This is a genomic window from Modestobacter sp. VKM Ac-2982 (genome assembly GCF_026967935.1).
Lineage (GTDB): Bacteria > Actinomycetota > Actinomycetes > Mycobacteriales > Geodermatophilaceae > Modestobacter.
Map to the genome: position 1 here is coordinate 196,994 of NZ_JAPVBL010000005.1, position 15,278 is coordinate 212,271.

The following is a 15,278-nucleotide window of genomic DNA, read 5'->3' on the forward strand; positions in this document are numbered from 1 at the left end:
CAGTGTGCGTTCGAGTCGCACCGGGGGCACCGAAGGACCAGCACGAAACGGATCTCGTAGCGCCGCCTATGTTGGCCCCGTGACCGGCCACATGACCCCCGAGGAGTTCCGCCAGCACGGCCACGAGGTCGTCGACTGGATCGCCGACTACTGGACGGGGATCGCCGCTCACCCGGTCCGGTCGCGGGTCTCCCCCGGCGACGTCCGGGCCATGCTGCCCGCGACGGCCCCCGAGCAGGGCGAGCCGGTCTCCGCCGTCCTGGCCGACCTGGAGCGGATCGTGCTGCCCGGGGTGACGCACTGGCAGCACCCGGGCTTCTTCGGCTACTTCCCGGCCAACACCTCCGGCCCGTCCGTCCTCGGTGACCTGCTCTCCGCGGGCCTCGGCGTCCAGGGCATGTCCTGGGTGACCAGCCCGGCCGCCACCGAGCTCGAGCAGCACGTCATGGACTGGTTCGCCGACCTGCTCGGCCTGCCGGGGTCCTTCCGCTCCACCGGCACCGGCGGCGGCGTGGTGCAGGACTCCAGCTCCGGGGCCAACCTGGTCGCCCTGCTGGCCGCGCTGCACCGGGTGAGCAAGGGCGCGACGCTGCGGCAGGGGGTCCGTCCGGAGGAGTTCACCGTCTACGTCTCCGCCGAGACGCACAGCTCGATGGAGAAGGCAGCCCGGATCGCCGGGCTGGGCACCGACTCGATCCGCGTGGTCGAGGTCGACTCCGCGCTGGCGATGAGCCCCCGGGCGCTCCAGCAGCGGCTGGAGCGGGACGTCGCCCGCGGGTTCGTCCCGGTGCTCGTCTGCGCGACGGTCGGGACGACGTCGACCACCGCGATCGACCCGCTGGCCGAGATCGGCCCGATCTGCCAGCGCTTCGGGGTGTGGCTGCACGTCGACGCCGCCTACGCGGGGGTCGCCGCCGTGGCCCCGGAGCTCCGTCCGCTGCAGGACGGCGTCGAGTGGGCCGACAGCTACACCACCGACGCGCACAAGTGGCTGCTGACCGGCTTCGACGCGACGCTCTTCTGGGTCGCCGACCGGGCTGCGCTCACCGGTGCCCTGTCGATCCTCCCCGAGTACCTGCGCAACGCGGCCACCGACACCGGCACGGTCGTCGACTACCGCGACTGGCAGATCGAGCTGGGCCGCCGCTTCCGGGCCCTCAAGCTGTGGTTCGTGGTCCGCTGGTACGGCGCCGAAGGGCTGCGGGAGCACGTCCGCGGCCACGTCGCGCTCGCCCAGGAGCTGGCCGGCTGGGCGCAGGCCGACGACCGGTTCGACGTCGTCGCCCCCCACCCGCTGTCGCTGGTCTGCCTGCAGCCGCGCTGGGCGCGCGGCGTGGACGCCGACGTCGCCACCATGACCCTGCTGGACCGGCTCAACGACGGCGGCGAGGTCTTCCTGACGCACACCACCGTGGCCGGCCGGGCGGTGCTGCGGGTGGCGATCGGCGCCCCGGCGACCACCCGGGCGCACGTGGAGCGGCTGTGGACGTTGCTGCGCGAGGGCCACGACTGGCTGGCCAACGACTTCGCCGAGCAGCAGGCCGAGCAGCGGGCCCGCGAGCAGGCCGAGCGCCAGGCCGCCGCGGAGCAGGCCGCCGCAGCAGCGGCCGCCGCTGAGCAGGCGGTCGCGGCCGAGCAGGCAGCGGCCGAGCAGGCCGCAGCCGAGCAGGCGGACCCCGCTGCCGGAGCAGACGCGGCGGCCTCGGAGATCGAGCCGGGCACCGAGCCGGCGGCAGCGGGCACGCCCGGCATCCCGGACGCCGACACCCCGACCGCGGAGACCGCCGAGATCGAGACAGCGGGGACCCCGGACGCCGGGACCGCCACCGTGGAGACCCCGGCCGCGGGTGACGAGACGGCCACCCAGGCGGAGGCACAGACCGACCTGCACGCCGCGGACCCGGAGCACCCGACCCGCTGACCCGGCGGCGACGTGCGCTCAGCGGGGTGGCCGGGACGCGGCCACCCCGCTCAGTGCACGCCCGGGCGGCCGGAGCTGCGGCCTCAGCCCAGGGAGCGGATCAGGCCCTCCTGGGCCACGGTGGCCACGTGCGTGCCGTCGGCGGCCCAGATCTGGCCGAAGCACAGTGCGCGCCCACTGGCGGCCGCGGGGCTGTCGGTCTCGTAGAGGAACCACTCGTCGGCCCGCACCGGCCGGTGGAACCAGACGGCGTGGTCGAGGCTGGCGCCCACGATCGACCCGCTCCAGCCGCCACCGTTGCGGGCCAGCCCGGCCGACAGCAGCGTCAGGTCGCTGACGAAGGTCAGCGCGGCCGCGTGCACGTGGTCGTCGTCGGGGAGCCGGCCGGCCACCCGGAACCACACCCGGAAGGCGGTGTCCGGGGGCAGCCGGGGCTGCGGGTCGAACGGGTCGGCGAGGTACCGCTGCTCGACCGCCCGCCCGATCGCCGCGGACGCAGCGCCCTGGTCGGGGTGCGCTGCGGTCACCTCGGCGAGACCGGGCAGGCCGTCGGGCCCGGGCACGTCGGGCATCGGCAGGGAGTGCTCGACCACGGCGCGCTCCCCCGCGGTGAAGTCCGCGGTCAGCGCGAAGATCGCGACGTCCTCCCCCTTGCGGGTCTGCCGGGCCACCACCCGTCGGGTGCTGAACGAGCGACCCTCGCGGATGCGGTCGACCTCGTAGCGGATCTCCTCGTGCGGGTCCCCGGGGCGCAGGAAGTACGAGTGCAGCGAGTGCACCACCCGCCCCGGCCCGACCGTCGCGTTCGCGGCGGTCAGGGCCTGCGCGGCGACCTGTCCGCCGAAGATCCGCTGCAACGGCGTGCTGGGGGTCTGGCCGACGTAGACGTCCGGACCCCGCTCCTCCAGGTCCAGGACGAGCATCAGCTCCGCAGCCGGGGTCTCCCCCGGCTGCGCGACCCCGGCCGTCACGCCTCGGTCCCCACCTCGTGCACCCGCACCAGGTTCGTGGAGCCGGCGGTGTTCGGCGGGCTGCCGGCCACGATGACGACCTTGTCGCCCTCCTTGAGCCGGCCGATGGACAGCAGCGAGAAGTCGACCTGGCCGACCATGTCGTCGGTGTGGGTCACCTCCGGGACGAGGAAGGTCTCCACGCCCCAGGACAGCGCCAGCCGGCTGCGGACCGCCGGGTCGGTGGTGAAGGCGAGGATCGGCAACCGGGTGTGCAGCGCCGCGAGCAGCTGGGCGGTCTTCCCGGTCAGCGTGAAGGCGGCCAGGGCTGCGACGTCGAGGGCCTCACCGATGTCCTTGGCGGCCCGCACGATCGCCCCGGAGCGCTGCCGCGGCGGCACCAGCAGCTCGGGCACCCGCACGGCGTCGGACTCGACCGCGTCGATGATCCGCTCCATCGTCTTGACCGCGACGACGGGGTACTTGCCCACCGAGGTCTCCCCCGACAGCATCACCGCGTCCGCGCCGTCCAGGACGGCGTTGGCGACGTCGGAGGCCTCGGCCCGGGTGGGCCGGGAGGCGCTGATCATCGACTCGAGCATCTGGGTGGCGACGATGACCGGCTTGTTCCGCTCCCGGGCCACCTGCACCGCACGCTTCTGCACCAGCGGGACCTGCTCCAGCGGCAGCTCCACGCCCAGGTCGCCGCGGGCCACCATGACGCCGTCGAACGCCTCGACGATCGCCTCGAGGTTCTCGACCGCCTCCGGCTTCTCCAGCTTGGCGATCACCGGCACCTCGACGTCCTCCTGGCGCATGATCTCGCGCACCAGCTCGACGTCCTTCGCGTGCCGCACGAACGACAGCGCGATGAAGTCGACGCCCAGGGAGAGCGCGAAGCGCAGGTCCTCGGCGTCCTTCTCCGACAGGGCCGGGACGCTGACGGCGACGCCGGGCAGGGACAGGCCCTTGTTGTTGGAGACGGGGCCACCCTCGAGCACCAGGCACCACACGTCGGGGCCGTCGACCTCGACCACGGTGAGGGCGAGCTTGCCGTCGTCGATCAGCAGACGGTCACCGACCCGCACGTCGTTGGCGAGGTCCTTGTAGGTCGTGGAGACCCGCTCGGCGGTGCCCGGGACGTCCTCGACGGTCACGCACACCCGGCTGCCGGAGGCCCAGACGACCGGCCCGTCGGCGAAGGTGCCGAGCCGGATCTTCGGGCCCTGCAGGTCGGCCAGGATGGCGACGGCGCGGCCCACCTTGTCGGAGGCCTCCCGCACGTGCCGGTAGGCCGTCTCGTGGTCGGCGTGCTTCCCGTGGCTGAAGTTGAGGCGGGCGACGTCCATCCCCGCCTCGACGAGGGCGGTGATCTGGTCCAGGGAACCGGTCGCCGGGCCCAGGGTGCAGACGATCTTCGCGCGACGAGACATGAGGCAAAACTAGTCGCCCCTCGGGCGGGCACGGCGGACCGGGTCCGTCGTGTCCCCCCGAGGGGCAGCAGTCGTCAGGGACGTCTCATCCCCGTGGCGACCAGCGGATCAGCGCAGCGGGACGGCGTGCGGGGTGACCGGACGGGGCAGCATCGAGTCGCCGGTCAGCCAGGTGTCGACGGCGGCGGCCGCGGCGCGCCCCTCGGCGATGGCCCAGACGATCAGCGACTGCCCGCGGCCCATGTCCCCGGCCACGAACACCCCGGGGACGCTGGACATGTACTCGGCGTCGCGCGCCACCCGGCCCCGCTCGTCCACGCCGCAGCCCAGCTCCTCGACCAGCCCGGTGGTCTCCGGCCCGGTGTAGCCCAGTGCCAGCAGCACCAGGTCGGCCGGCAGCTCCCGGGTGCTCCCGGGCTTGGGCTGGCGCTTGCCGTCGACGACCTCGACCTCGACGACCTCGATCGCCCGGACCCGGCCCTGCTCGTCGCCGAGGAAGGCCTCGGTGTTGACGGCGAACAACCGCTCACCGCCCTCCTCGTGCGCCGGGGAGACCCGCAGGACCATCTCGTAGGTCGGCCAGGGGTTGTCCTCCGGCCGGGTGCCCGCCGGCGCCGGCTTGTAGTCCAGCTGAGCCACGCTCGCCGCGCCCTGGCGGTGCGCGGTGCCCAGGCAGTCCGCGCCGGTGTCGCCGCCGCCGATGATGACCACGTTCTTGCCCTTGGCCGACAGCGGCGGGTCGTCGAGCTCGCCGAGCGCCTCGCGGTTGCCGTGCGGCAGGTACTCCATGGCGAAGTGCACGCCGTCGAGCTCCCGGCCCGGCAGCGGCAGGTCCCGCGCCACCGGGGTGCCGATCGCCAGCACGACGGCGTCGTGCTCGGCCCGCAGCTGCTCGGTGCTCAGGCTGCCCGCGCTGCCGCCGACGGTGACGTCGGTGACGAACCGGGTGCCCTCGGCGCGCATCTGGTCCAGCCGCCGGTCCAGGTGGCGCTTCTCCATCTTGAACTCAGGGATGCCGTAGCGGATGAGCCCGCCGATCCGGTCGTCCCGCTCGTAGACGGTCACCTGGTGCCCGGCGCGGGTGAGCTGCTGGGCGGCGGCCAGGCCGGCCGGCCCGGACCCGATGACGGCGACCTTCTTGCCGGTCAGCTCCGCCGGCGGCTGCGGGGTGACCCAGCCGTTGACGAAGGCCTGGTCGATGATCTCCCACTCGATCTGCTTGATCGTGACCGGCGCGTTCTCCAGGTTGAGCACGCAGGCCGACTCGCACGGCGCGGGGCAGAGCTTCCCGGTGAACTCGGGGAAGTTGTTCGTCGCGTGCAGCCGCTCGATCGCCTCCTGCCAGTCGTCCCGGCGGGCGAGGTCGTTCCACTCCGGGATCAGGTTGCCCAGCGGGCAGCCGTGGTGGCAGAACGGGATGCCGCAGTCCATGCAGCGCGCCGCCTGCTCCCGGACGGCCTGCACCGGGAAGACGGCGTCCTCACCCGTGTCGCGGGTCAGGTACACCTCCTTCCAGTCCAGCAGGCGGAGGTCCACCGGCCGCCGGGGCGGCAGCTCACGGTCGAACCTCAGGAACCCGGTGCTGTCAACCACGAGCTGCCTCCATCACGGCTCGGTCCACGTCGTAGCCGGCGGCCTCGGCGGCCCGTCGGGCCTCCATGGCACGCCGGTAGTCACGCGGCATGATCACGCTGAATCGGCCCGCCCAGCGGCCCCAGTCGGCCAGCAGGCTGGTCGCGACCGCCGAGTCGGTCGCCACGCAGTAGCGCTCGAGGACGTCGCGCAGCCAGGCCGAGCCCTGCCCGTCCAGCGCCTCGACGTCCACCATCTCGGTGTTGACCCGGTGCCGGGCGAGGTCGAGCACGTACCCGATCCCACCGGACATGCCGGCGGCGATGTTGCGCCCGGTCGGCCCGAGGATCACCGCGGTGCCGCCGGTCATGTACTCCAGCGCGTGGTCACCGACGCCCTCGACGACGGCCAGCGCGCCGGAGTTGCGGACGCAGAACCGCTCCCCCACCCGGCCGCGGAGGAAGACCTCGCCGGAGGTGGCGCCGTAGCCGATCACGTTGCCGGCGATGACGTTGTCCTCGGCGGGGAAGCTCGCCTCCGGCGCCGGGCGGACGATGATCCGGCCGCCGGACAGGCCCTTGCCGACGTAGTCGTTGGCGTCGCCGACCAGGGTCATGGTGATCCCGCGGGGCAGGAACGCGCCGAAGGACTGCCCGGCCGACCCGGTGAAGGTCAGGTCGATGGTGCCGTCGGGCAGACCCTCCCCACCGAAGCGGCGGGTGACCATCGAGCCCAGCATCGTGCCGACGGTGCGGTTGACGTTGCGAACCGGCAGCTCGAGGTGCACCGGGCGGGCGTCGAGCAGGGCGCCCTCGCACAGCTGGATCAGTGTCTGGTCCAGGGCGACGTCCAGCCCGTGGTCCTGGTCGCGGACCTTGTGCCGCGGCGTGCCCTCGGGCAGCTCCGGCACGGCCAGGATCGGCCGCAGGTCCAGCCCGGAGGCCTTCCAGTGGTCGATCGCCGGCGCGACGTCGAGCAGCTCGGCGTGGCCGACGGCCTCGTCGATGGAGCGGAAGCCCAGCTCGGCGAGGTACCCGCGCACCTGCTCCGCCAGGAACTCGAAGTAGGTCACCACGAACTCGGGCTTGCCGGTGAACCGCTTGCGCAGCTCCGGGTTCTGGGTGGCGATGCCGACCGGGCAGGTGTCGAGGTGGCAGACCCGCATCATCACGCAGCCCTCGACCACCAGCGGTGCGGTGGCGAAGCCGAACTCCTCGGCGCCCAGCAGCGCCGCGACGATGACGTCCCGGCCGGTCTTCATCTGGCCGTCGACCTGCACCACGATCCGGTCGCGCAGCCCGTTGGCCAGCAGCGTCTGCTGGGTCTCGGCGAGGCCGATCTCCCACGGGATGCCGGCGTGCTTGAGCGAGGTCAGCGGCGCCGCACCGGTCCCGCCGTCGAAGCCGGAGACCAGGACGACGTCGGCCTTGGCCTTGCTGACCCCCGCCGCCACGGTGCCGATCCCGGACTCCGCGACCAGCTTGACGTGCACCCGCGCCTCGTTGTTCGCGTTCTTGAGGTCGTGGATGAGCTGCTTGAGGTCCTCGATCGAGTAGATGTCGTGGTGCGGCGGCGGGCTGATCAGGCCGACGCCGGGCGTGGAGTGCCGGGTGCGGGCCACCCACGGGTAGACCTTGCTCCCCGGCAGCTGACCGCCCTCACCGGGCTTGGCGCCCTGGGCCATCTTGATCTGGATGTCGTCGGCGTTGACCAGGTACTCGCTGGTGACGCCGAACCGGCCGCTGGCGACCTGCTTGATCGAGCTGCGGCGCAGGTCGCCGTTGGGGTCGGCGGTGAACCGGTCCGGGTCCTCGCCGCCCTCACCGGTGTTGGACTTGCCGCCCAGCCGGTTCATCGCGATCGCCAGCGTCTCGTGCGCCTCGGCGGAGATGGAGCCGTAGCTCATCGCGCCGGTCTGGAACCGCTTGACGATCTCGCTGACCGGTTCGACCTCCTCCAGCGGGACGGCGGGCCGGGCCCCGGTCCTGAGGGAGAACAGGCCGCGCAGCGTCGCCGCCTCGGCCGAGAGACCGTCGACGGTGTCGGTGTAGCGCTGGAAGACGTCGTACTGCCGGGACCGGGTGGCGTGCTGGAGCAGGAACACCGTCTCGGGGTTGAAGAGGTGCACCTCCCCCTCGCGGCGCCACTGGTACTCCCCGCCGGTCTCCAGCCGCCGGTGGGCCGTCTCCGTGGGGTTGCTCGGGTAGGCGCGGCGGTGCCGCATCACGACCTCTTCGGCGAGCACGTCGAGCCCGACACCGTCGAGGGTGGCCGACGTCCCGGTGAAGTACTCGTCGACGACGGCCTTGGACAGGCCGACCGTCTCGAAGATCTGCGCCATCGTGTAGGAGCCGACGGTGCTGATGCCCATCTTGCTCATCACCTTCAGCACGCCCTTGCCCATGGCCTTGACCACGTTGCGGACGGCCTGGGCGGGCTGGACGCCGGTGAGCGTGCCGGTGCGGATGAGGTCCTCGACGCTCTCGAACGCCAGGTAGGGGTTGACCGCGGCCGCGCCGTAGCCCAGCAGCAGCGCGACGTGGTGGACCTCGCGGCAGTCGCCGGACTCCACGACCAGGCCGACCTGCATCCGGGTGCGCTCGCGCACCAGGTGGTGGTGGACGGCGGCGGTCATCAGCAGCGACGGGATGGGTGCCCGCTTCTCGTCGCAGTCCCGGTCGGACAGCACGATGACCCGGGCGCCGGCCGCGATCGCCTTGCTGACCTTGGTGCGCAGGTCCTGGACCGCCTGGGCCAGGGCCGCCCCGCCGCCGGCGACGTCGAAGTGGCCGGTGATCCGCACGGCGGCGAAACCGGGCAGGTCGCCGTCGTCGTCGATGTGCAGGATCTTGGCCAGCTCGTCGTTGTCGATGACCGGGTAGGGCAGGAACAGCTGCCGGCAGGAGGCCGGGGTGGCGTCGAGCAGGTTCTGCTCGGGGCCGAAGGTGCGCCCGAGGCTGGTGACGAGCTCCTCGCGAATGGCGTCCAGCGGCGGGTTGGTGACCTGGGCGAACAGCTGGGTGAAGTAGTCGTACAGCTGCCGCGAGCGATCCGACAGCGACGCGATCGGGGTGTCGGTGCCCATCGAGCCGATCGACTCTGCACCGCTGGCGGCCATCGGCTGCACCAGGATGCGCAGCTCCTCCTCGGTGTAGCCGAAGAGCTGCTGCCGACGGACGACGGACTCGTGGCTGGGCCGGGAACGACGCCGCTCGGGCAGCTGGGGCAGGTGCACCTGACCGGCGTGGAGCCAGTCGTCGTAGGGCTCGGCGCCGGCCAGGGAGCCCTTGACCTCCTCGTCGGAGACGATCCGCCCGGCGGCGGTGTCCACGAGGAACATCCGGCCCGGCTGGAGCCGGCCCTTGGCGACCACGTCGGCGGCCGGGATGTCGAGCACGCCTGCCTCGCTGGCCAGCACGACCAGGTCGTCCTTGGTGCGCCACCAGCGGCCCGGGCGCAGGCCGTTGCGGTCCAGGACGGCGCCGATGAGGCTGCCGTCGGTGAACGCCACGCAGGCCGGCCCGTCCCAGGGCTCCATGATCGAGGAGTGGAACCGGTAGAAGGCTCGGCGGGCCGCGTCCATCTCGTCGTGGTTCTCCCACGCCTCCGGGATCATCATCAGCACCGCGTGCGGCAGTGACCGGCCGGACAGGTGCAGCAGCTCGAGCACCTCGTCGAAGGTCGCCGAGTCGCTGAAGTCGCTGGCGGTGACCGGGAAGATCCGCTCCAGCCCGAGCTCGCTGGCCGGGCCGGCCGGGCCGTCGAACAGCCCGGTCTCCAGCTTCGCCTCGCGGGCCCGCATCCGGTTCCGGTTGCCCTTGATGGTGTTGATCTCGCCGTTGTGGGCGATGAACCGGAACGGGTGGGCCAGCGGCCAGCTGGGGAAGGTGTTGGTGGAGAACCGGCTGTGCACCAGCGCGATCGCCGACTCGTACCGCTCGTCCTGCAGGTCGGGGAAGAACGCCGGCAGCTGGTCGGTGGTCAGCATGCCCTTGTAGGTGATCGTCCGGGAGGACAGCGAGGCGACGTAGCAGCTGGTGCCGGCGTCCCGAGCGGCGCGCTCGACCCGCTTGCGCAGCACGAAAGCGCGACGCTCCAGCCGGGTCACCCCGTGCGGGGCGGCGGTGCCGCCGAAGGCACGGGAGTCGGCGCGGGCACCGATGGTCTCGGCGACGAACAGCTGGGCGAAGTGCGGCATGACCCGCCGGGCGGTGGGCCCGAGGTCGGCGCCGTCCGGGTCGACCGGCAGCTCACGCCAGCCCAGGACGGTCAGCCCCTCCTCGGCGGCGAGCCCGGCGACGGCGTCCACGACGGAGGCCCGCTCGGTCTCATCGGCGGGCAGGAAGGCGATGCCGACCGCGTACTCGCCCAGCGGCGGCAGGTCGAACTCGACGCTCTCCCGCAGCAGCCCGTCCGGGACCTGGGTCAGGATCCCCGCCCCGTCACCGGAGTTGGGCTCGGACCCCGCGGCGCCACGGTGGTCGAGGTTGTGCAGTGCGGTGAGACCGGCGGCGACGATCTTCCGGGAGCGACGCCCCCGGGCATCGGCGACGAAGGCGACGCCGCAGGCGTCGCGCTCGTTGGCCGGGTCGTAGAGCCCGAAGGCGGCCGGCAGTGCGGAGAACGGCACGGCCGGCACGGATGCGGCCGGGGACGGCGATCCCGCGGAGGGGGCGGCGAGGTCAGACATGTCACTCCCGTCGTCGGCTGGCCGCGGCGCCGCCCTCCGGCCGGGGTCCGGTCGGCGGGTGGCGCTGGTGCGGGGGGTCGCAGACCCCGCCGGGTGGTCAGAGCGGGTGGGTGGTGCACGGAGGACCGGGGAGGGTCCGACGAGTGGGGCAGCAGAGGCCGGCGGACTCGGTACGTCGAGCCGGCATCACGGACCCCGCACACCCGCGGGGGCGGGTGGCCGCGGGATGGTCGTGCACGGGGCAGCGCTGGCCCGGTCCGACGTCGCCGACCGGCCCAGGATCACTGGTCGGCCGTGGTCGAGCGTACACAGCGGGGACACCTGAGCGACATGTCGACCAGGTGTCGGGAACATCTCCTCCAGCTGCGCGGATGGCGCCCCGACGCGCCGTGTCGGGGTCAGCCCTTCCCTGGTGGACCGCCCTCGTCGGTGCGCGCACCGGCCCGGTCCTCGTCCACCCGGTCGGTGACCGTCTCCCCCGCGACCGTGCCGCCTGTCGCCGTCCGCCTGGCGGCCGTCGCGCCCGGAGTCGTCACGCCCGGAGTCGTCACGCCCGGAGTCGTCGCGCCGGGGGCCGTGCCGTCCGCCGTGGGTGAGGACGCCTCGGCCGGGGCGTCCTCGCCGGCCTTCTCCGCCCCGCGGGTGATCACCTCGCGCGGCCGGCCGCGGTTGACGATCAGGTACGCGACGGCCAGCAGGCCGACCACGACCGAGGTGAACACGTTCAGCCGGAGCCCGAGGAACTGCTCGGCGGTGTCGATGCGGAGCATCTCGATCCAGACCCGGCCGGCGCAGTAGGCGGCCACGTACAGCGCGAAGGCCCGCCCGTGGGAGAGCTGGAAGCGGCGGTCGGCCCAGATCACCAGCGCGGCAACGCCCAGGTTCCACAGCAGCTCGTACAGGAACGTGGGGTGGAAGGTGCCCAGCACCACGGGCTCACCGTCGGAGCCGGTGAGCGCCTGTCCGGCCGAGGCGTTCCAGCGGTAGATCGTCAACGCCCACGGCAGGTCGGTGGCGCTGCCGTAGAGCTCGTTGTTGAACCAGTTGCCCAGTCGCCCCACGGCCTGGGCGAGCACGATGCCCGGGGCGATGGCGTCGGCCCAGGCCGGCAGCGGGATCCCCCGCCGCCGGCAGCCGATCCACGCGCCGACCCCGCCCAGCGCGATCGCGCCCCAGATGCCGAGGCCGCCCTCCCAGATGGCGAAGGCCCGGAGCGGGTCGCCGTCCGCACCGAAGTAGGGCTGCGGGGTGGTGATCACGTGGTAGATCCGGCCGCCGACGATGCCGAAGGGCACCGCCCAGACGGCGATGTCCAGCACGTCGCCGGGGGCGCCACCGCGGGCCACCCAGCGGCGTTCCCCCAGCCAGCAGGCCAGCACGATCCCGGCGATGATGCACAGCGCGTAGGCGCGAAGCGGGAACGGCCCGATCTCCCAGACCCCCTGGGTGGGGCTGGGGATCGCGGCGAGGACGGTGGCGTCCGCCAGCACGGTCATGCCTGCACCTTCGCACGCCGGACGCCCTCGGCGAGCTCGACGGACAGCGAACGCACGCCGTCGGGGCCGTGTCCGTCGAGCAGCCGCCGCACGTACGCCGACCCGACGATCACGCCGTCGGCGAACCCGGCGACCTCGGCCGCCTGGTCGCCGGTGGAGACCCCCAGGCCGACGCAGACCGGCGGCTCGCCGGCGGCGGCGCGGGTGCGGGCGACCAGGCGCTCCGCGGCGTCCCCGACGGTGGCCCGGCTGCCGGTGACGCCCATCGTGGAGGCCGCGTAGACGAAACCGCGGCAGGCGGCGACGGTGGCGGCCAGCCGCGCGTCGGTGGACGACGGCGCGACCAGGAAGACCCGGTCCAGGCCCACCCGGTCGCTGGCGGCCAGCCAGGCGCCGGCCTCGTCGGGGATGAGGTCGGGGGTGATGGCGCCGGCGCCACCGGCGGCCGCCAGGTCGTCGGCGAACCGGTCGACCCCGTAGCGCTCGATCGGGTTCCAGTAGCTCATCACCACCGGCACCGCACCGGCGTCGGCGACCGCCGTGACGGCGCGCAGCACCTCCGCCATGCCGACCCCGGCCCGGACGGCGACGTCCACGGCCTCCTGGATGACCGGCCCGTCCATCCCCGGGTCGGAGTACGGGACCCCGATCTCGACGACGTCGGCGCCGCCCTCCACCGCCGCGACCATGGCCGCGATCGAGGTGTCGACGTCGGGGTAGCCGACCGGGAGGTAGGCGATGAGCGCTGCTCGTCCCTCGGCGCGGGCGGCGCCGATCACGTCGGCGAGGGCGCTGCTCATGCCTGCTCCCCCGCGTCCTGCCCGGCGACGGCCCGGTCGTTGCTGACCGCGCCCTCGGTGGTGCGCTGGTCGGTGTCCATGCCGGGCCCGGGCTCGGCGCCCCGGCCGGCCTCGACCGCCCGCTCGTCGGAGTCGGTGGGCGCCGTCCGGTCCGCCAGGTCGAACCAGGCACTGGCGGTCTCGACGTCCTTGTCCCCGCGGCCGGAGAGGTTCACCAGCAGCAGCGGAGGCTCATCCCCCCGCCCACCAGTCCCCTGCGCCACCAGCTCACGACCGACGACCATCGCCCCGGCCAGCGCGTGCGCCGACTCGATCGCCGGGATGATCCCCTCGGTGCGGCACAGCAGCGCGAACGCCTCCATCGCCTCGGCGTCGGTGACCGGCCGGTACTCGGCCCGCCCGATGTCGTGCAGGAAGGCGTGCTCGGGGCCGACCCCGGGGTAGTCCAGGCCGGCGGAGATGGAGTGCGACTCGACGGTCTGCCCGTTGTCGTCCTGCAGCAGGTAGGAGCGCGCGCCGTGCAGCACCCCGGGGTCGCCGCCGGTGATGGTGGCCGCGTGCCGGCCGGTGTCCACGCCGTCCCCACCGGCCTCGAGGCCGACCAGCCGGACGGCCTCGTCGGGCACGAAGGCGGTGAAGATCCCGATGGCGTTGGACCCGCCACCGACACAGGCCAGGACGACGTCGGGCAGCCGCTGCTCACGCTCGAGCAGCTGGGCCCGCGCCTCGTCGCCGATGACCCGCTGGAAGTCCCGGACCATCATCGGGAACGGGTGCGGGCCTGCGACGGTGCCGAAGACGTAGTTGGTGGTCTCCACGTTGGTCACCCAGTCGCGGAACGCCTCGTTGATCGCGTCCTTCAGCGTGCGCGACCCGGTGGTCACCGGGATCACCTCGGCACCCAACAGCCGCATCCGGGCGACGTTGAGCGCCTGGCGGCGGGTGTCCTCCTCGCCCATGTAGACGGTGCAGGACAGCCCCATCAGGGCCGCGGCGGTGGCGGTGGCGACCCCGTGCTGGCCGGCGCCGGTCTCGGCGATGACCCGGGTCTTGCCGATCCGCTTGGTGAGCAGCGCCTGACCCAGCACGTTGTTGATCTTGTGCGAGCCGGTGTGGTTGAGGTCCTCGCGCTTGAGCAGCACCCGGGCCCCGCCGCAGTGCTGGGCGAACTTCGGCACCTCGGTGATCGGACTGGGCCGGCCGGTGTAGTCACGCTGCAGGGCGGCGAACTCGTCGAGGAAGGCAGGGTCGACCCGCATCGCCTCGTAGGCCGCGGTCAGCTCGTCGAGCGCGGCGATCAGGGCCTCCGGGACGAACCGGCCCCCGAAGACGCCGAAGTGCCCCGTGGCGTCCGGCCACTGCGCCGACGCCGTGGCGTCGGGGACGTCAGGGGCCGGGGCGGGCGCGGAGAGGGTCATGCCCTCCAGCGTAAGGACCTGCTCGTCCTCGGCCCTCCTGCAGGGGCCCGCCGCGAGCTTGCGAGCGGTGGGGGGCAGAAGAAGGACCCCGTCCTCCTCGTCCCTCGCAGGCTCGGGCGAGCCTCGGGACGGGGGCCTGACTAACGGGCGGTGCGCGGGGTCGCCGGGTGGGAGCCGGCGGTGACCAGGTCGGCGACCGCCTGCCGCGGGTCGCCCGCGGTGACCAGGCCCTCGCCGACCAGCACCGCGTCGGCACCTGCGCCGGCGTAGCTGATCAGGTCGTGCGGGCCACGCACCCCGGACTCGGCGATCTTGACGACCTCGCTGGGCAACCCCGGGGCGATCCGCTCGAAGGTGGAGCGGTCGACCGACAGGGTGGTCAGGTCGCGGGCGTTGACGCCGATCACCGACGCGCCCGCGGCGAGGGCACGGTCGGCCTCGCCCTCGCTGTGCACCTCGACCAGGGCGGTCATGCCCAGGGACTCGATCCGCTCGAGCAGGCCGATCAGCACCGGCTGGTCGAGCGCGGCCACGATGAGCAGCACGAGGTCCGCCCCGTGCGCCCGGGCCTCGTGCACCTGGTAGCTGCTGACCACGAAGTCCTTGTTCAGCACCGGGACCTCGACGGCGGCGCGGACGGCGGCCAGGTCGGCGTGCGACCCGCCGAACCGGCGCCCCTCGGTGAGCACGCTGATCGCCCGGGCGCCGCCGGCGGCGTACTGCGCGGCGAGCGCGGCCGGGTCGGCGATCGCGGCGAGGTCGCCCTTGCTCGGGCTGCGCCGCTTGACCTCGGCGATCACTCCGACGCCCGGCGCGCGCAGCGCGGCCAGGGCGTCCAGGGCGGGCCGGGCGTCGCGGGCCGCGGCCTGCACCTCGGTCAGCGGGGTGGTGGCCTGACGGGCGGCGACGTCCTCGCGGACGCCGGCGACGATCTCGTCGAGGACGCTCATGACCCCTCCTCGGACCTCTCAGGATGTGGCACCGGACCGGCCCCCACC

Annotated in this window: 9 protein-coding genes; 1 reads left to right on the plus strand and 8 read right to left on the minus strand. The window is 73.5% G+C overall.

The annotated features are described in order from the left end of the window. The first annotated feature begins 79 nt into the window (after positions 1-79). Positions 80-1,921: a pyridoxal-dependent decarboxylase gene (locus O2W20_RS18385; RefSeq protein WP_269171729.1), complete on the plus strand. Its 1,842-nt coding sequence runs from the start codon at positions 80-82 to the stop codon at positions 1,919-1,921. 83 nt (positions 1,922-2,004) lie between these two features. Here the strand turns inward: O2W20_RS18385 and O2W20_RS18390 are convergent, their stop codons facing one another. The 8 genes from O2W20_RS18390 to trpC form a co-directional block, all read right to left on the minus strand. Continuing rightward, complete coding sequence (locus O2W20_RS18390) at positions 2,005-2,892, minus strand: acyl-CoA thioesterase (protein WP_269171728.1); 888 nt, start codon at positions 2,890-2,892, stop codon at positions 2,005-2,007. After that, the gene (gene pyk / locus O2W20_RS18395) at positions 2,889-4,304 is read right to left on the minus strand and encodes a pyruvate kinase (protein ID WP_269171727.1); all 1,416 of its coding nucleotides are present in this window, start codon (positions 4,302-4,304) and stop codon (positions 2,889-2,891) included. The genes O2W20_RS18390 and pyk overlap by 4 nt, the downstream gene beginning before the upstream one ends. Positions 4,305-4,412: 108 nt before the next feature. Then, a complete protein-coding gene (locus tag O2W20_RS18400; RefSeq protein WP_269171726.1) occupies positions 4,413-5,897 on the minus strand; it encodes a glutamate synthase subunit beta in 1,485 nt (494 codons plus the stop codon). Beyond that, entirely contained in the window at positions 5,890-10,566 is a 4,677-nt protein-coding gene (gltB, locus tag O2W20_RS18405) for a glutamate synthase large subunit (RefSeq protein ID WP_269171725.1), read from the minus strand. The genes O2W20_RS18400 and gltB overlap by 8 nt, the downstream gene beginning before the upstream one ends. A gap of 398 nt (positions 10,567-10,964) precedes the next feature. Further along, entirely contained in the window at positions 10,965-12,062 is a 1,098-nt protein-coding gene (gene lgt, locus O2W20_RS18410; RefSeq protein ID WP_269171724.1) for a prolipoprotein diacylglyceryl transferase, read from the minus strand. Further along, positions 12,059-12,862: a tryptophan synthase subunit alpha gene (gene trpA / locus O2W20_RS18415; RefSeq protein WP_269171723.1), complete on the minus strand. Its 804-nt coding sequence runs from the start codon at positions 12,860-12,862 to the stop codon at positions 12,059-12,061. The genes lgt and trpA overlap by 4 nt, the downstream gene beginning before the upstream one ends. Further along, complete coding sequence (trpB, locus tag O2W20_RS18420) at positions 12,859-14,280, minus strand: tryptophan synthase subunit beta (RefSeq protein ID WP_269171722.1); 1,422 nt, start codon at positions 14,278-14,280, stop codon at positions 12,859-12,861. The genes trpA and trpB overlap by 4 nt, the downstream gene beginning before the upstream one ends. Positions 14,281-14,420: 140 nt before the next feature. Continuing rightward, the gene (trpC, locus tag O2W20_RS18425; protein WP_269156929.1) at positions 14,421-15,230 is read right to left on the minus strand and encodes an indole-3-glycerol phosphate synthase TrpC; all 810 of its coding nucleotides are present in this window, start codon (positions 15,228-15,230) and stop codon (positions 14,421-14,423) included. Between the last annotated feature and the right edge of the window lie 48 nt (positions 15,231-15,278).

Bases quoted from the DNA above. Each gene is read 5' to 3' on its own strand.
- gltB (WP_269171725.1), bottom strand. From the start codon at position 10,566: ATGTCTGACCTCGCCGCCCCCTCCGCGGGATCGCCGTCCCCGGCCGCA.
- trpA (WP_269171723.1), bottom strand. From the start codon at position 12,862: ATGAGCAGCGCCCTCGCCGACGTGATCGGCGCCGCCCGCGCCGAGGGA.
- trpC (WP_269156929.1), bottom strand. From the start codon at position 15,230: ATGAGCGTCCTCGACGAGATCGTCGCCGGCGTCCGCGAGGACGTCGCC.
- lgt (WP_269171724.1), bottom strand. From the start codon at position 12,062: ATGACCGTGCTGGCGGACGCCACCGTCCTCGCCGCGATCCCCAGCCCC.
- trpB (WP_269171722.1), bottom strand. From the start codon at position 14,280: ATGACCCTCTCCGCGCCCGCCCCGGCCCCTGACGTCCCCGACGCCACG.
- pyk (WP_269171727.1), bottom strand. From the start codon at position 4,304: ATGTCTCGTCGCGCGAAGATCGTCTGCACCCTGGGCCCGGCGACCGGT.